Annotated in this window: 14 protein-coding genes; 3 read left to right on the forward strand and 11 right to left on the reverse strand. The window is 43.8% G+C overall.

What is annotated here, in order from left to right; all coding sequences use genetic code 11:
- Positions 1-64 precede the first annotated feature (64 nt).
- Positions 65-721, reverse strand: a complete 657-nt coding sequence (gene queC / locus BGK61_RS07895; protein ID WP_014975995.1) for a 7-cyano-7-deazaguanine synthase QueC — start codon at positions 719-721, stop codon at positions 65-67.
- A 95-nt stretch (positions 722-816) separates the two neighbouring features.
- Here queC and queE point away from each other — a divergent pair, with 95 nt between their 5' ends.
- Together queE and BGK61_RS07905 are read left to right on the forward strand one after the other, a co-directional pair.
- On the forward strand, positions 817-1,491 hold the full coding sequence (queE, locus tag BGK61_RS07900) for a 7-carboxy-7-deazaguanine synthase QueE (RefSeq protein ID WP_076012266.1): 675 nt from the start codon (positions 817-819) through the stop codon (positions 1,489-1,491).
- A gap of 76 nt (positions 1,492-1,567) precedes the next feature.
- Positions 1,568-2,461 carry a type 2 periplasmic-binding domain-containing protein gene (locus tag BGK61_RS07905; RefSeq protein ID WP_076012267.1) on the forward strand — a complete coding sequence of 298 codons (894 nt, stop codon included), beginning with the start codon at positions 1,568-1,570 and terminating at the stop codon, positions 2,459-2,461.
- Between the two features lie 61 nt (positions 2,462-2,522).
- Here the strand turns inward: BGK61_RS07905 and asnB are convergent, their stop codons facing one another.
- Both asnB and BGK61_RS07915 read right to left on the reverse strand, forming a co-directional pair.
- Positions 2,523-4,193: an asparagine synthase B gene (gene asnB, locus BGK61_RS07910; RefSeq protein ID WP_076012268.1), complete on the reverse strand. Its 1,671-nt coding sequence runs from the start codon at positions 4,191-4,193 to the stop codon at positions 2,523-2,525.
- Positions 4,194-4,586: 393 nt separating this feature from the next.
- Entirely contained in the window at positions 4,587-6,254 is a 1,668-nt protein-coding gene (locus BGK61_RS07915) for a M28 family metallopeptidase (protein ID WP_076012269.1), read from the reverse strand.
- A gap of 70 nt (positions 6,255-6,324) precedes the next feature.
- On the opposite strand from BGK61_RS07915, the gene BGK61_RS07920 reads away from it, so the two are divergent.
- Positions 6,325-7,272: a DUF3025 domain-containing protein gene (locus BGK61_RS07920; RefSeq protein WP_014997775.1), complete on the forward strand. Its 948-nt coding sequence runs from the start codon at positions 6,325-6,327 to the stop codon at positions 7,270-7,272.
- 223 nt (positions 7,273-7,495) lie between these two features.
- On the opposite strand, the gene BGK61_RS07925 is transcribed toward BGK61_RS07920, so the two are convergent.
- The 8 genes from BGK61_RS07925 to BGK61_RS07960 all read right to left on the reverse strand — a co-directional run bounded on the left by BGK61_RS07925 (position 7,496) and on the right by BGK61_RS07960 (position 17,804).
- Positions 7,496-8,200, reverse strand: a complete 705-nt coding sequence (locus BGK61_RS07925; protein WP_014997776.1) for a YIP1 family protein — start codon at positions 8,198-8,200, stop codon at positions 7,496-7,498.
- 291 nt (positions 8,201-8,491) lie between these two features.
- Positions 8,492-10,216 carry an SLC13 family permease gene (locus BGK61_RS07930; protein ID WP_014997777.1) on the reverse strand — a complete coding sequence of 575 codons (1,725 nt, stop codon included), beginning with the start codon at positions 10,214-10,216 and terminating at the stop codon, positions 8,492-8,494.
- A gap of 16 nt (positions 10,217-10,232) precedes the next feature.
- A complete protein-coding gene (gene cysN / locus BGK61_RS07935) occupies positions 10,233-11,648 on the reverse strand; it encodes a sulfate adenylyltransferase subunit CysN (protein WP_014997778.1) in 1,416 nt (471 codons plus the stop codon).
- Position 11,649: 1 nt separating this feature from the next.
- Positions 11,650-12,441, reverse strand: coding sequence for a 3'(2'),5'-bisphosphate nucleotidase CysQ (gene cysQ / locus BGK61_RS07940; RefSeq protein WP_076012270.1), 792 nt, complete (start codon positions 12,439-12,441; stop codon positions 11,650-11,652).
- Positions 12,441-13,037, reverse strand: coding sequence for an adenylyl-sulfate kinase (cysC, locus tag BGK61_RS07945; RefSeq protein ID WP_014997780.1), 597 nt, complete (start codon positions 13,035-13,037; stop codon positions 12,441-12,443). Before cysC ends, cysQ begins: the two co-directional genes overlap by 1 nt.
- Complete coding sequence (gene cysD / locus BGK61_RS07950) at positions 13,037-13,951, reverse strand: sulfate adenylyltransferase subunit CysD (RefSeq protein ID WP_014997781.1); 915 nt, start codon at positions 13,949-13,951, stop codon at positions 13,037-13,039. The genes cysC and cysD overlap by 1 nt, the downstream gene beginning before the upstream one ends.
- A gap of 254 nt (positions 13,952-14,205) precedes the next feature.
- Complete coding sequence (putP, locus tag BGK61_RS07955) at positions 14,206-15,711, reverse strand: sodium/proline symporter PutP (protein WP_076026045.1); 1,506 nt, start codon at positions 15,709-15,711, stop codon at positions 14,206-14,208.
- Positions 15,712-15,827: 116 nt separating this feature from the next.
- On the reverse strand, positions 15,828-17,804 hold the full coding sequence (locus tag BGK61_RS07960) for a GGDEF domain-containing protein (protein WP_076011926.1): 1,977 nt from the start codon (positions 17,802-17,804) through the stop codon (positions 15,828-15,830).
- Positions 17,805-17,991 lie beyond the last annotated feature (187 nt).

Consider the following 17,991-nt stretch of genomic DNA (forward strand, 5'->3'; position numbering starts at 1 on the left):
TATTTTAAATGCGTTAAATCAAGCGTAAATAAACAATAAGAGGTGTTTTTTATTCCACCGTTCTTTATTCGTATTCGAGAGGATCGACGGCGTTATTTTCTTTGAAGGCCTCTAAGCGCTCTTCGCATGCACCGCACTTTCCGCACGCCTTTTCTCTGCCGTTATAGCAGGTCCACGTTTGGCCATAATCCAGTCCCATCGACAGGCCGTCGGTTAGGATAGCGGTTTTGCTATCGTCTATATAAGGCGTCATGATGGTTACGGGTGTGTAGTTCGCAATGCCGCACACATCATTCATTTTGTGAACAAATTCAGGGCGACAGTCTGGATAAATAGCGTGATCGCCAGAGTGAGCGCCGTAATAAACTTCGTTAGCATCTAAGCTTACTGCATAGCCAACGGCCAGCGATAACAAAATCATGTTGCGATTGGGCACCACGGTTTGCTTCATGCTTGGCTCTTCATAGTGGCCTTCTGGAACTTCGATGTCTGAGGTTAACGCAGAACCCCCTATGAGCGTATTTATGGCGCTAATATCTACAATTTTGTGGGGAACGTTAAGCGAGTTACACACGTTGGCAGCATAATCGAGTTCTTTCTTGTGGCGTTGTCCGTAATTAAAGCTCAGCGCATGAACTTTTTTGCCTGCTTTAAGTGCTTTGTGCAGCACGGTGAAGGAGTCCATGCCTCCTGAATAGATAACAACAACGTTTTCTGACATAGTTTTTCGAAGATTTAAGAAATTATGCCCGAATTTTATGTGATCCTTGGTAAAATCCCAACATACAATCGTTAAAGGGTGTCAAATTGTCTGTAATGACCACACTAAACATCAATGAGATGTTTGAAACTATCCAGGGGGAAGGTGCCCACACTGGTATTCCTTCTATTTTTGTTCGCCTACAAGGCTGCCCTGTGGGCTGCCCATGGTGTGATACGAAACATACATGGGAAATCAAGTCTGACTTGAGCGTGTCGCCGCAAGCGGTGATTAGTAAAGGTGAAGAGTCTGAAACCTATTTTATCTCAAGTGAGGAGGCTTTGCTGGCTGAGTTTGGGAAACAAGGCTATGTGGCAAAACATGTGGTTATTACCGGCGGCGAGCCTTGTATGTATGATTTACGTCCGTTAACCACCTTACTTCACGACAACGGATATACCACACAAATTGAAACCAGCGGTACTTTTGAAGTACTTTGCGACACGCGTACTTACGTGACCGTTTCTCCGAAAATAAACATGAAAGGTGGGTATGACGTCTTAGTGAGTGCGCTTGAGAGAGCGAATGAAATCAAGCACCCCATCGCAATGCAAAAGCATATTGATGAGCTTGATGCACTGTTAGCCAATGTATCTTCACTTGACGGAAAACAGGTTTGTTTACAACCAATTAGCCAGCAAAAGAGAGCGACTGAACTTGCTGTGCGCACTTGTATTGAACGCAACTGGCGGCTATCTTTACAAACACATAAGTACATTGGCATTGAATAATAGTGTTGGTGTTCGTTGGCTTGTCGGTCAAACAAATCATGAGCCTAAAAACAAATCAGTATAGGACGTAAAGAAAATGCACAGCTTCAATCTGCTAAAAAAAGCCGTCATAGCGGCTTTCGCTTTATGTTCTTTTGTTGTAACGATGGCTGAGGCCGCAACGTGGACTATCACTTACCCACGCCCCATTGACGACTCAGACGCACGTGCGCAATATCCGATAGCGTTGCTTAAACTTGCGCTTGATAAAACCGGTGTAAACTACGAACTTCGTCCGTCTGATCGAATACTTCTTACAGGTAAAGCAATGCGTCAGCTTCGCGAAAACCGAGAAGTCAATGTTGTGTGGAGTATGACGGATAGTCAGCGAGAGAAAGAACTGACCCCCATTCGAATTCCTATCGCTAAAGGGCTTATAGGCCTTCGAGTTTTCGTTATAAATCAAAATAAAAAGGCGAAATTCGACAACGTGCTGTCGCTAACCGATATGCGTAAACTTGTGCCAATCCAAGGGGAAGAGTGGCCGGACACCAAAATTCTTCAAGCCAACGGTTTTAACGTATTTACCGTGCCTGAATTTCGCGAAGCGTATGACATGATTAAACTAGGCAAAGGGGACTTCTTTCCCCGTTCTGTCATGGAAGTAGATGCGGAGCTTGAGGCCGAAGGTCGTCGAAACAACTTTTATCTAGAACCTTCCATGGCGCTATATTATCCGACAGCCATGTATTACTTTGTGAGTGGTAGCAACAAGACGTTAGCTAATCTCATCGAAACAGGGCTTAATCGAGCCATAGATGATGGTTCATTCGATGCACTTTTTGAGTCGACCTACGCCCCAATCTTAGAGTCTTTAGGGGTCGATGAGCGCAAAATCTTTACCCTAGAAAATCCGCTATTGCCTATTGAGACTCCTCTTACCAATTCTGCTTTATGGTATAAACCGAAAACCGAAGCTTCCAAAGAATAAACAGACAAAAAAAAACGCGGCGTAGGCCGCGTTTTTTAAATATTGCTAGTGCATTAGACTCTTACGACTCGCCAGCGTGAACGCCTTTCATTGAACGGCCAGAAGGGTCTGCATTGTTTTTAAAGCTTTCATCCCACTCAAGTGCTTCTGCCGTACTACAGGCAATAGATTTACCGCCCGGTACACATCGCGCCGCACTTTCTTGAGGGAAGTAGCTTTCGAAGATAGTACGGTAGTAGTAGCCTTCTTTAGTGTCTGGCGTGTTAACCGGGAAGCGGAATTCCGCTGTAGCCAGTTGTTGGTCAGTCACTTCGTTGTCTACGAACTCACGAATTGAATCAATCCACGAGTAACCTACGCCATCACCAAACTGTTCCTTTTGACGCCACAGAACCTCTGCTGGAAGGGTTTCGCCGTTATCAAACGCTTTGCGAAGGATCCATTTCTCCATTTTTCCATCTAGACACATTTTGTCTTGTGGGTTTAAACGCATAGCTACGTCAATGAAGTTCTTATCTAAGAATGGCACACGAGCTTCTACACCCCATGCTGATGTGGCTTTGTTAGCACGCGCACAGTCAAACATATGTAGTCGATCAAGTTTACGTACCGTTTCTTCGTGGAATTCCTTGGCGTTTGGCGCTTTATGGAAATACAGATAACCACCAAAAATTTCATCAGAACCTTCGCCAGACAGCACCATTTTAATGCCCATCGCTTTAATCTTGCGGGTCATTAAGTACATCGGGGTAGCGGCGCGGATCGTTGTTGTATCGTAGGTTTCCAAGTGATAGATAACATCACGGATGGCATCTAAACCTTCTTGAATGGTAAAGTGAATTTCATGGTGTACGGTGCCAATCATGTCGGCCACTTTCTTCGCCGCCTTGAGATCAGGTGCACCTTCAAGACCCACAGCAAAACTGTGCAGACGAGGCCACCACGCATCCGTCTTGTCTTCGTCTTCAACGCGCTTTGCAACGTACTGAGCAGCGACAGCAGAAACCAATGAAGAGTCCAGACCGCCCGATAGAAGTACAGCGTATGGAACGTCAGACATCATGTGTGACTTCACCGCTTTCTCGAATGCTACACGTAGCTCTTCTAGGTTGCTGGTGTTGTCTTTAACGTTGTCGTATTCCATCCAATCACGCTTGTAATACTTAGTGATTTTACCTTCTTTGCTCCAAAGGTAGTGGCCAGGAGGGAACTCACTAATTGTTTTACAAACGCCTGCGAGGGCTTTCATTTCTGATGAAACGTAAAAGTTACCGTGTTCATCGTAACCGGTATAAAGCGGAATAATTCCAATGTGGTCACGGGCAATAAGGTAAGCGTCTTGCTCTTCATCATAAAGAATAAAAGCAAACATACCTTCTAGTTCGTCAATAAAATCAATGCCTTTTTGCTGGAAAAGCGGAATGATTACTTCGCAATCAGAGCGGGTCTTAAATGGGTACGGCTCATCTAGATTAGCAGCAAGTTGCTTGTGGTTGTAAATCTCACCGTTGACAGCAAGAATTTGTTTATCGTTTTGGCTGATAAGAGGCTGTGCCCCCGTATCAACGTCGACAATCGCCAATCTTTCGTGACAAAGAATGGTATTGTCATTATTCCAGATACCCGACCAGTCAGGGCCACGGTGGCGCAAAAGTTTTGATAAATCGAGGGCTTGGGTTCTGAGTTCAGACACATCGGTTTTGATATCAAGGATACCGAAAATACCACACATATAACGGATTCTCTCTGTTCACTTGTTGAAAAAAATAATAGAAGTTTTTTCTGTCGGTACTCGCGTACGAGTGGGCGATGGTTTGTTGTTTTTCTTATTCGCGTGCCCCTGAATGTGCCAGTCTGACAGGAAATTGCAAGTACATTATGATGAGAAAATGGAAATTCTTATTCCATTTATCCCAAAATAGCCGTTTATTAACATTTTTATCCTAATTTGATGCAAAGAGAAGCTCAGTGAATGCGGTAGCAGTGCTTAATTCGAAGGGAAATGCGTTCAAATGTGGAGGGGAGTCAATAAAGGGAGCCACTAATAAAGGGTTTCACAAAGAAACCCTTTATTAAGTGTTTAATGCAAGAACGTTATATTGTCGCGTTTTTACACCTAGGTATTTTAGTTTTGGCGCTGGAACTCGCTTGCTTCATTCCACTTCGGCCAAGCCTCTGCATTTGCAACACCTACACCCACATCAAACAGCATTTGTGTATCTTGTACGATACCGCTTAAATCCCAATCGTCACGATACTGATCGCACACTTGGTGGTAGCAGCCCGTAACAATCACATTCATACGTTTTCTGTATTTAGCTGTTTCTTCATCGGCTGGCTCATTACCACCTTCAGCATAAAGTGCTGGCACACCTTGCTTGGCAAAGCTGAAGTGATCTGAGCGGTAGTAGTAACCAGCTTCTGGTCTGTCTTCTTGAGTCAGTGTACGACCTTGCTTAGCTGCAGCGGCTTCGAGGTAATCTTCCATTTCTGATTTACCCATACCTACAACGGCAACGTTTTTGGTCTTACCTAATACGTTCATTGCGTCCATATTGATATTAGCAACCGTATTTTCAATCGGAATGACAGGGTTGCTTGCGTAATATTTACTGCCTAATAATCCTTGCTCTTCCGCGGTTACCACTAAGAATGATACCGAGCGCTTTGGTGCAGGCTCAAGTTCAGAAAAGGCTCTGGCCATGGCTAAAATAGCCGCAGTGCCCGTCGCATTATCATGAGCGCCGTTATAGATTTGGTCGCCTTCTTTGCTCTCATCTTTACCTAAATGATCCCAGTGCGCCGTGTAGATAATATGCTCATCAGGAAACTCAGCGCCCGGTAGTGTGGCAATAACGTTGTTGCTCTCTGATTTTTTGAATGTGTTATTAACAGTAACCGATGCCTTAATGTCCATTGCTTTGTTGTAAGGACCTTGCATGGCGTTGGCTTTTTCTGCTTCAAAATCAAGCCCTGCATCAGCAAACACTTTTTTCGCTGCATCTAATGTTAACCAACCTTCAACAGCCACACGGCTTGCACCTTTGTCTGCACTTACCAAACCGTACTGCGGACCACTCCAGCTATTAGCAACTACAGACCAGCCATAAGAAGCCGGTGCGGTTTCGTGAACAATAATGGCGCCTGCTGCGCCCTGACGGCTTGCTTCTTCATACTTGTAGCTCCAACGGCCGTAGTAGGTCATCGTAGTGCCTTGAAACTTGCCGCTTTCTGGATTTTCAAATCCTGGGTCGTTAATTAGCATAACTACCGTTTTGCCTTTAACGTCCAACCCTTCGTAGTCGTTCCAGTCGTATTCAGGTGCATTCACACCATAGCCAACGAAGACTAACTCTGAATCTTCAAGGGATACTGAGCTCTGTTCGCGCTTAGAAGAGGCAACCATCTGCTCTTTATACGCAAAGTTATTATCACCGATAGTCATGGTCATATCTGGGTCAGCCGTAATTTCCATAAGCGCTACTTTTTGTAGAAAGCTATCGCCATTGCCCGGCTTCAGCCCCGCTTTAGTAAATTCACTAACCAAGTATTCAATGGTTTTCTTTTCGCCTTCAGTCGTCGGTAAACGGCCTTCAAACTCATCTGAAGACAGTACCTTTAATGGCTCGCGAATATCGGCATCTGAAATGTTGTTGTAAACACTGTCGAAGTTAGACGCCACTGGCATCTCTTTTTTCGCTGACTGTTCTTGTGACGCGCTGTCGTTGTTTGGTGTGCAAGCACTTACGCCCAGAAGGGTAGGTACAAGCAATGGCAAAAACATTTTTTTCATTGTTAGTCTCTGTTTGCTCTACAATACTCGCTCAGTATAGAGAAAACCCCAGAGCGAACCAATAGTTGATATGCAATCAAACTCAATCCCCTTCTGTAAAGACTACTTAAAAGCACACGCAAGTCCTCCTGTAATTGATCTTCTAGATGAACTCGAATTATTAGGATTCAGTGATTTTCCATCGCCTGAAGTGCTTAATGAACTCACTTCCAAATATTACAAGCAGTGGAAGGGACCTAGGTTTAAAGGGCAAAGTCAGTTTTCAGAAAATGAAAAGCGTTACTATGAGACGATTATTAGTGAGGATGGGGTTGTACCGACTAGAGAGCAAAGCTGGCACGATTTATTTAATGCGCTAATTTGGCTACAGTTTCCTAAAACCAAATCCTTGTTAAATGAATTGCATATAAGCGATATCAATGAGTACGGCGTTAATCCTCGTACAGTGCGCCGCAATAGAATCACGCATTTTGATGAGTGTGGTGTAGTACTTGCGATAGAAGAGCCCAGCCAGTGTGTGCAACCCCCAGATTCTCTAAAAAAAGCAACGCAAAACCATATTGCCACTGCAAGAAATGACGAAAGCAAAAAAACTGGAGTTGAATCGCTAGAAGCTTTCCTACAGCAACTTGCCGAGCATGAATGGGAAGAGGCATTTCTAGCAAATAGAGAGCGCTGGCATGCTGAAGTAACTCCTTTTATTTTCGGGCATGCGAATTTAGAAATGATGCTTAATCCTTTCATCGGGCTTACGGGAAAATGGCTGGCCGTCGCAGTTCCCCACGGGTTCAGTAAACTCGATAAATGGCAACAACGAGGAGTGTTAGACGACGCGACGTCTGCCCGTATATCAACACTCGATGCTTTTCAGATTACGCCACTATTAAAGCCTCTACCTTTGTTAGGCGTGCCTTTATGGCATACACAGCAGGATGCAACGTTTTATCAAAATAAGGAATATTTTAGGCCGTTAAGGCAGGGGACAAAGCCAACAAAACAACTGCCACTCTGGGCGTAATAACACTTTGTGACATGACAACGCGACAGTGAAGCTGTTTGGGTGTTGTAAGGGAGAATGAAAAATATCGTTTTAAGATTGTGCTGTATGACAAGCTTATCGAAGCGCTGTGCTAAAAATACTGTGTTTAAAATTCGGTGTTTAAAAAACTAAGTTAGTAAATACAGTGTTCGTAGTACAGCGCAGCCTTTGTATATTCAGCGTGTCACAGCCGTACGTTTTATTAGAACAAGCCTAGGGCAATTAACCAAATGCCGTAGATGACAGCATAAGGTGCACTTGCTATTAATGCCGCTTTCTTAACAGAAAAAGATGTCCATTGAGTGATGCCTACGGTGGCCAAATAGATGCCCCAGAATAGTTCTAATCTTAAAGCTTGGCCGAAAGCGTACCAGGGCGAGTCCATTGGGATACTGGCAATATAGCCAAGAGACGCTGGAGATAAAATTGACGGCGCCACTTGATGGTCGCCTGTGAACAATAGCAAAGCAACACCAACCAAACCAGTTAGTACATAAGGCATTGAAAGCCACCAAGCGAATCCGTACCAGTCAGTAAACCCATACACATGGCTGTCGTCTGAGCGGGTCATTAAATTTACATACACAGCGTAAATGGCGTTAACGATTATAGGAATAAAAAAGGCACCTATAACTGATGACCAAAGCAAAGCATCCCTGGTGAAGAAGGCTTTCATTTGCTCTTCTTCAGCTGGACTCATATCGCCTTGGGCAGCAATATTCATCTGCGCAAACCATTCGATGTCTACAAAATTTACATACAGGTACTGGGAAACAAGCGAAATAGCCATGATTAAAATAAATGGCATCCAGCTCCAATTGTTGTTTTCACCTATCGCTTTGAATACGCCATTAGGTTTGAAGAAGATGTCGTTACACGCTTGGAAGGGGTTCGTTACATTGTGCATCCCTTGCTCCTATTTTATTTATAATTATTACTGGGCTTTGTGTAAAGCCATGACTGGTTGTTGACTAACCAACTTGCAGACATTAAATGGAGCTATAGATTACTGTTGGCTAAGAGTGTTGTACAGCACAACATATTGATATTTGTAAGAGAAAGTGAATGTGCGGTTCCCACATCAAAGTACGGGAAAATAAGTAAGGGAAGCGTTCACTTCCCTTTACTTGAGGTAGTCGATTTTGGCTCTACATTTTGTAGTAGCCAGAGTAATGATTTAGCACGCCTTTTCTACGCATTATAGGTAGGTAACATTAAGTAATGTTAGAACAATCGTACTGTACAATATTGAAATGGGTAACCCCATCTTTATAAAGTGGGCAAACTTATAGTTCGCTGCGTTATAAACGAGTAAATTGGTTTGATATCCGAATGGCGAGATAAAGCTGGCACTTGCCGCAAATGCTACTGCTAATGCGAAAGGCATCAGTGGGGCACCGATGATCTGCACTAAGCCATAAGCAAACGGAAACATTAATGCTGCCGCTGCATTATTAGTTACAAATTCTGTAAGAGCGAGTGTAAGCAGATAAATCACCACCAAAGCCACAAACCAGTTGGTACCCGACAACACCGGCATGAGTGCTTCTGTTGTTGTACTAATAACCCCTGAATTTTCTAACGCAGTGGCTAAGCTTAATGCGCCAACGATCACAATAATCAGATTCAAAGGTAAGTTACGCTTCATTTCACCGTTAGTTGTTACTTTAACGCCAATAAGCACGGCAGCTAGAAATAACAAGCCAATAGCTAATGAAATGACATCGGCCGCAGCTAACAAAACCGTAGTGAGGAAGCCCCCTAGCGTTATCCATTCTTGCCTGTTCGTTAAAGGTCGGGCAATTTTCTGCTCTGACAAAATAAAAAAGTTTTTATTTAAATTTTGACGGGTTGCAAAATCAGGCCCGGTGGCAAGAAGTAAAAAGTCACCTGCTTGGAGCTTTATTTCTCCTAACTTACCTGAAAGTTGTTCTCCGTCACGGCGAATTGCCACTACAGCTGCGTCGAACAAGGCTCGAAATCCAAGCTTTTTAATGGTTTGCCCAATAATTTGCGCACGGTTAGCAACGACGACTTCGGTTAATTTTTCACGCAACACACCGTCGGTCTCGGCAAACATACTTAGCCCTTTAATGTGGCTAAGGTTTTCGAGTTTTTGAACATTACCGGAAAAAATTAGTTTGTCGTTTTCCAGAATAACCAAATCAGGCCCGACAGGAGAGATAAGGTTCCCATTGCGAACCACTTCAACCAAAAAGAGCTCTGGTAAGTTACGCAAATGGTTTTGCTCTACAGTTTTTCCAATTAACTCAGAACCAGATTCAACTTCTGCCTCAACCATATACTCGTGATAGTTGTTACTCTTGTTACCAATATGAGGCAGCAGGGGTAGTAACAAAAACATGAGTAGACCACAGCTTAGTCCAGCTACCGTTCCGTAAAGTGTGAAGTCAAAAAAGTTAAAGCCCGGATGTCCGTGCTCTTGCAAGAAGCTGTCTACGATTAGGTTGGTAGACGTACCGATTAAGGTTACCGTACCGCCTAAAATAGCCGCGTATGAAAGCGGGATTAGCAATCGCGAGGCAGGATGATATTGGTTTTGCTTAATTGGACCAATTAGGCTTGCCACAATAGCCGTATTGTTTAATAGGGCAGACGATAAAAAGGTCAGTGAAAACAAGCGCCAGTAGGATTGAGTAAAGTTAGCACTTACTAATTTTCTTCCAAGGCGTTTTATTAGCGCTGTTTTATCAATTGCGCTGCTCACTAAAAGCAACAAAACAAGGGTGATAAGACCCTTGTTTGTTAAATTTAGCAAGATGTCATCAAGTGATAACTGCTGGGTAACCAGTAATGCTAACACTGCACCAGAAAATACAGTGGAAGGGCGCTGATTGGTAAAGATCAGCGCGCATATCGTACCGGCAAAAACTGCCAGTACGATGAACTGGGTCACATCCATATTGCTCCAGTCCTGCTTAAAGTTTACTGATATCCACAGAGTTCCAATGCGGGAAGTGCTTACGTACTAGCGCATTGAATTCAAGCTCGAACTCAGAGAAGTTAGGCGATGTATGCTGTGCGTCACCCGCAATTTCGTCAATGATCATACCAGCACCAACAGTACCGTTGGTCAAGCGATCGATAACGATGAATGAACCCGTAGGGCGGTTGCGCTTGTAGGGGTCGCAGGCAACAGGCTGCGTGAACTTAACGTCAACCACACCAATCTCATTAAGATTTAGGTGCATAGCATCGGTTTCTTCTAGCGTGTTAACATCAATTTGGTTATCAATATGCGCAACAACACCTGGCGTGGACTTAGTCGCAAACTTAAACAAGTATTGCTTGTTTGGCATTAGCGGCTCTTCAGACATCCACACAAGGTGAGTTTTGAACTGCGTGTTAAGCAGCGGCAAGTTGTCTGATTTTACAATCATGTCGCCACGAGAGATGTCAATTTCATCTTCTAGCGTTAACGTAACCGCCTGAGGCACGTAAGCGCGTTCTTGGTCGCCTTCGAAGGTGACTACTTGTTTAACCTTAGACTTTTTGCCAGATGGAAGCGCAGTGATTTCGTCTCCAGGTGCGACTTGACCAGATACTACAGTACCTGCAAAACCGCGGAAGTCTAAGTTAGGACGGTTAACGTATTGTACTGGAAAGCGGAAGTCTTCATGGTTATCGTCTTCACCGATTTCGATGTTTTCCAGCATTTCCATTAGTGGCGTGCCGTCAAACCAAGGGGTCTTATCGCTCTTGCCAACTACGTTGTCGCCTTCAAGTGCTGAAATAGGTACGAACTGAATGTCAGGAATATCAAGTTGCTCAGCAAATTTCAGGTAGTCTTCCTGAATTTGCTTGTACACTTCTTCTGAATAGTCCATCAAGTCCATTTTGTTGATAGCAACAATAACGTGTTTGATACCTAGAAGGGAAACCAGGAACGAGTGACGTTTCGTTTGAACCTTAACGCCGCCGCGAGCATCAACAAGAATAATAGCAAGGTCGCACGTTGACGCACCGGTTACCATGTTACGAGTGTACTGCTCGTGCCCCGGAGTATCAGCGATAATAAACTTACGCTTGTCAGTAGAGAAGTAGCGGTATGCTACGTCGATAGTAATCCCTTGCTCACGCTCAGACTGAAGACCGTCTACAAGAAGGGCAAGGTCAACTTTCTCGCCGGTAGTACCTACTTTCTTGCTGTCTTTAGTGATAGCTGCAAGTTGGTCTTCATAAATCATTTTTGAATCGTGAAGTAAGCGACCAATAAGGGTACTTTTGCCATCGTCTACGCTACCGCAGGTAAGGAAACGTAGCATGTCTTTCTTTTCGTGTTGTTCTAGGTAAGACAGTATGTCCTGTCTTAATAATTCGTTTTCGTTGTTCATGTTATGCGCTCACAAGGAAAAAGGGGTTTAACACAGACTCTTTTTGGTTGTACGTAAGAGCGTCAGCGTTGTCATCTAATGGGTTTTCAGGGTCAAGTACGGTTACGTTTGCGCCTGCTGCTAGTGCGACTGCGTGCGCTGCTCCCGTATCCCATTCAGATGTTGGGCCTAATCGAGGGTAAAGATGTGCTTCGCCCTCAGCCACCAAGCAAAGCTTCAGTGAGCTGCCCATCGCCACAAGCTCGGTTTCACCTTCAAGCTGCGCCAATAAATTCTGAATTTCAGGGCTTTGGTGAGAACGACTACCTACCACTTTCCACACTTCTGCACCATCGTGCTTGCGTGCAGAAATAGCCGTAAATTCGCCATTCACTTCGGTCCATGCACCTTCACCAACAATACCTACATAGCTTTTGTTAAGTGCTGGCGCGTAAACCACACCCATAGTCGGTTTACCGTTTTCGATAAGTGCAATATTTACCGTAAACTCACCGTTTTTCTTAATAAACTCTTTAGTGCCGTCTAGCGGGTCTACCAGCCAGTATGACGACCACGTTTTGCGCTCTTCCCATGAAATATCTGCTGACTCTTCAGAAAGAATCGGCAGGTCAGATTCGCCTTCAAGGGCGTTAACGATTACGTTATGTGCGGCAAGGTCAGCTTCTGTTAGCGGACTGGTATCCTGCTTTTCATAAATGGCGAAGTCTTTCTCGTAAATGGTCATTATCTTATCGCCGGCTTCTTTGGCGATAGCTAGCACTTTTTGTGCAAGACTATTTAAAGGTTGTGTCATTACACCAATCCCTTTTCTTGAAGCAAAGCATACAAACGTTCAGCGGTTTGCTCTGCTGGTTCATCCTGATAGGTTAAGTGTACTTCTGGCGCTTCAGGTGCTTCATAGGCTGAATCAATACCTGTAAAGTCCTTAATTTCACCGCTACGCGCTTTTTTGTACAGCCCTTTCGGGTCGCGTTTTTCACACACTTCAAGAGGTGTATCGACAAACACTTCTACAAACTCTCCGTCTTCCAATAAGCTGCGGCAATAATCGCGGTCGGCTTTGAAAGGTGAGATAAAAGCGGTAAGCACAATGGTACCGGCATCGACAAACAGTTTAGCGACTTCGCTAATGCGGCGAATGTTTTCAACGCGATCTTTATCGCTGAAACCTAAATCGCCACACAGACCGTGGCGCACGTTGTCGCCGTCAAGCAGATAGGTGTGCTTGTTCTGCTCGTGAAGCTTTTTCTCAAGCAAGTTTGCTAAAGTCGATTTACCAGAGCCGCTTAAACCCGTTAGCCAAAATACACGAGGTGTTTGACCAAGCTTTTCAGAGCGGGTGGTCTTGTTTACTTCGTGTTTATGCCAAACAACGTTGTCGGTGGCCATTAGAAGTACCCTTCCATTTTCTTCTTCTCCATAGAGCCTGCGCTGTCATGGTCGATAACTCGGCCCTGACGTTCAGACGTCTTGGTAAGCAGCATTTCTTGAATAACTTCAGGTAGGGTAGCTGCTTCTGACTCTACCGCACCGGTAAGTGGGTAACAGCCAAGAGTACGGAAACGTACAGAGCGCATCTCTGGTACTTCACCTTCTTCTAGCGGCATACGGTCATCGTCAACCATAATAAGAATGCCGTCGCGCTCAACAACAGGGCGAGGCTTAGAAAGGTAAAGTTGTGGAATATCGATGTTTTCTAGGTAGATGTATTGCCAGATATCTAGCTCAGTCCAGTTAGACATTGGGAATACACGTATGCTTTCGCCTTTGTTCACCTGAGAGTTATAAATATTCCAGAGCTCTGGACGCTGGTTTTTTGGGTCCCAGCGGTGGTTGCTGTCGCGGAATGAGTAAACACGTTCTTTGGCACGTGATTTTTCTTCGTCGCGTCGAGCGCCACCAAATGCAGCATCGAACTTATATTTGTTTAACGCCTGCTTAAGGGCTTGGGTTTTCATGATGTCAGTATGTTTTGCTGAACCATGGCTAAATGGGCCAACGCCAGCTTTAACACCTTCTTCATTGATGTGAACAAGCAAATCGAAACCGTGTTTCTTAGCTTGCTCATCACGGAACTTAATCATTTCACCAAACTTCCACGTGGTATCTACGTGTAATAGTGGGAAAGGAATTTTGCCTGGCGCGAACGCTTTACGGGCAAGGTGAAGCAGTACAGAAGAGTCTTTTCCTACAGAGTAAAGCATAACTGGGTTTTCAAACTCAGCAGCAACCTCACGGAAAATCTGGATACTCTCGGCTTCGAGTTGTTTCAAATGCGTTACAGACGGGATACTAGCAGTCATTTTGAAGTCCGAATTTTATGTTATATACAAAAAAGTTATATATGGGTTATTTTTCTGCATAGAACGATAACATATTTAATTTCAAAAGTAGTATGCGATTTTGCTATTTAAAATAGCTATCTTATTCCATTAAATAAAACTGTCATGCAATTGAAGCATAAGCCAATTTTTTCAACGGCTATAAAAAGAAAAAAGCCCTGTTTAGGAAACTAAACAGGGCTTGTTGTTTACTGTTGTAACGACTTAATTGCTAGTTACCTTTCACTCAATTTGGTCTGGAAAGCGTCGAAGGTATTAACTACACCTTCGCGCGGCGAGCCAGACTTGCTCAAAATCATTATGGTTAAGCTCGACAATATAAAGCCAGGGACAATTTCGTACATCCAGTCGCCAAGTTTTTGACCACCAATCTCGATAGGAAGATAAATCCACAACAATACGGTTACTGCACCAACAATCATACCGCCTAGTGCCGCACGGCGGGTCATTTCACGTTTAAATAGGCTAAACAGTACTAGCGGACCAAATGCAGCGCCAAAACCAGCCCATGCGTTACTTACTAGCGTTAAAATGGTGCTGTCTCTATCATAGGCTAGATAGATTGCAACTAGTGCAACGACTACTACGCTGACACGACCTGCAATAACAAGCTCGCCATCTGACGCGTCGCGTCTTAGGAATGCTTGATAAAAGTCACTGGTTAGTGAACTTGACGTTACCAATAACTGAGACGAAATAGTACTCATGATCGCCGCTAAAATCGCAGCGAGCAGGAAGCCACCGATAAGCGGGTGGAATAGAATTTGAGATAAGTAGATAAAGACGGTTTCCGGGTCGATTTCATTACCGTTGCCAGTAACAAATGCTAGGCCGAAGAGGCCGGTCATTAACGCACCGATAATTGACACGATCATCCAGCTCATACCTATATTACGTGCAGTCGGTATGTCTTTAACAGAACGTATCGCCATAAAACGCACAATAATGTGAGGCTGGCCAAAGTAACCTAGACCCCATGACATTAGTGAGATAATACCTATTACACTTAATGCTTCGTTAGTAGATGCATCCATAAAGGCATCAAATAATGCAGGGTTTATCCTGTCTAAAGCGTCAATAGATGCCCCAATTCCACCTAGTTCGGTGATAACCACTGCAGGCACCATAACCAAGGAAACAAACATGATGCACCCCTGAACGAAGTCGGTCATGCTTACTGCCATGAAACCGCCTACAAGGGTATAGGCTACAACGACACCTGCGGTAACGTATAAGCCGGTCTCATAAGTTAATCCAAATGATGTCTCAAAGAGCTTACCGCCAGCTACCACACCAGAAGAGGTGTAAAGCGTAAAGAAGACAACGATAACCCCAGAGGCTATAACGCGCAATAAACGCGTGTTGTCGGCGAAGCGATTTTCAAAATAATCGGGGAGGGTAATGGAGTTGTTGGCTACTTCTGTGTAAACGCGAAGGCGTGGAGCAACTAACATATAATTTGCCAGAGCACCGAGAGTTAAACCAACCGCTATCCAGCCAGCAGATAAGCCTGATACATACATTGCACCGGGTAAGCCCATGAGCATCCATCCGCTCATATCCGATGCACCTGCTGAAAGTGCCGTTACCGCGGGGCCTAGTTGGCGGCCGCCAAGCATATAGCCTTCTACGTTGGTGTCTGTCTGCCGATAAGCGAAAAGGCCTATCCCTAACATTACAACAAAATACAAACCCAACGAGATTATCGTGCCAGTAGCCATATAAATTCCCTATGTTTTTTCTTTCATGCTAACACCTATGACATAGAGTCTCTATGTCAGTCAGCGACCTTGCATGTTTTCTATACGGTAATTCGTAAATAAAGTTTGGCGAAAGATTAAATTGGAAAAGATGCAACGCGCGCTCGACCTTCTCTTTTGGCCCTGTAGAGAAGCTCATCGCACATCTTGATAATGGTATCTAGGTTGGTTTCTCCATTGACGTCTAACAGACCTGATGAAAAACTAACCGAAAATTTTTCTTCGGTATTGCTCCAATGCTTTTGGCGAGACAGTGCCAAATTAAGCTCATCGAGAATTCGTTTGGCAGACTTTTGGTCGGAGTCTGAAAAGTAAATCAAAAACTCTTCGCCACCGTAACGGCATAGTTTGTCAGACTTTCGTATTCGATTTTTGATGATTTGCGTGAAGGTAGTTAATACTTCATCACCGACAACATGGCCGTACTTGTCATTGATTTTCTTAAAGTTGTCAACATCAAGAAGGGCGATACATGACGCTTTGTTTCCCTTCAGAGCCTTTTTCAAACTATTTAACATAGCCCGCCGCGTGAGTGCGCCAGTTAGCGAGTCACGCTCTGCCAATAAATCGCTCTGCCTTTTAGAAATCCATAGCCATAGTGCAAGAATAATGAGAATAGTGAGAATAGTGATGATCAATGCAAAGATGGTGGTTTTCATTGCCTCTTTATCGGTAGAAAGCCCAATTTTTTCGTTTCGTAGTGTAGTTAGCTCTTTCTGCCGGTAGTGAGCTAATTCAATGTCTTTCGCGATGCCGTCGGTAAAGGAAGAGTTCGACAATTTAAATTGTTCAGTGTTTTTATCGACGAGTAGCTTATTGTATAACTTCGAATGTTCATACGCTTTTTCATAGTCGCCCGCTGCGTCATAAAGTCTCGATAATTCAAGTTCTAGTCTGAGTTTAATCTTCTCTTTAAAACCTGAATTCGGGATAGTTGCTAAAACGATTTCTTTGTATTGCGCAGTTGAGTCTTTAAACTTTAATTCATCATTCAGTACTGCTGCGAAAAGCGCTTCTGCGTAAACTGAGAGCTCCTCAGTTCTTTGCTTGACCTGAGTAGTGTCGAGCTGCCTAATTTGCTCCATGGTTTTTTGTGCAGATTTTTCATATCCATCGGCTTTTTGAAAGACAATGACCCTAAGCCTTTGGACATATATCAATAATTTCTCATGTACTGAAGTCACCTTGGATACATGATTTAAAGCGTCGTCTAATAAAGCTAACGCATCCTTATAATTATTTTGAATCAACAAAGTATCAATTGCAGAAAAATAAGCCCAAGTTGTGACCATTGTGCTTTTATTCCGTTTATTATTTTCGATAATTTGCTGCGAATGATAATACGCTCTACTGGGAACGAAGAGTTCAAGGTAGGCACCTCGTAGCCAGTCGTGAGCGATTACATTTGAAAGTGCATTTTGTAAAGTCTTGTCTGAAGAGTACTCTGGAAGGTATGGTAAAGCATATTCAATTTCGTTTATTGCTTGAATAGGATTCGCAAGAGTAAGCTCCATAGCCAACCATATACTAGCAATAGCTGTTGCTTGCTTATTTCCCGTTTCTAAAGCCTCTAACTTTAAGCGACGAAGCTCTGGAACAGAAAAGTCCACTCTATGATCTGAGCCTTCAAAGTCATTAACTGCTCTTGCATAAATATAATACGCCTTAGTTGCCGCAAAGAGTTCTGGCATGAGTTCTTTTAGCTCTTGCCAATGCTTATCTAATAGTGGCTCCTTGACGAAAAGTGGAACCCTCGGAGTGTCAACATCATTTGCAGTGTAAGTCGCTAATAAGTGTCTAAAAATCACCCCTTCACTTCGCGTATCATCCTGTAAGCCCGAGCTTTCAATCATCGTAATAATGTCATCATTAGTCACTTCACTTGGGGTGTTCCAATGATAGATAGTTGTGGCTGCGATTTGGCTGTAACCATTAAGTTTCTTCAGCCTAAGAGCGTTAGGTATATCTGAACTGTGTACTTGTACAGAAAAGCCTGCAATGACAGGTAACAGTAGGCATACCATTAGCCTTGTAAAACGAAACCAAGCGCTCATTGTGATAGCGACCTCTGTACTGCGGATACGGGAATGATTAACTGAAGTTTGAAAAAGATGTTCTAACTTTACTGCGAAAGTATAAGTTTTATTGAACAGGGTTTCATCTTAATTTTAAGTGAAAAAAAACGGCCCCACAGGGCCGAAGAAGGGAAGTGCATTAGAAAAGCACTTTTTTGGAACGAAT

Origin of the sequence: Alteromonas abrolhosensis, assembly GCF_001953635.1 — a bacterium.
Classification (GTDB): domain Bacteria; phylum Pseudomonadota; class Gammaproteobacteria; order Enterobacterales; family Alteromonadaceae; genus Alteromonas; species Alteromonas abrolhosensis.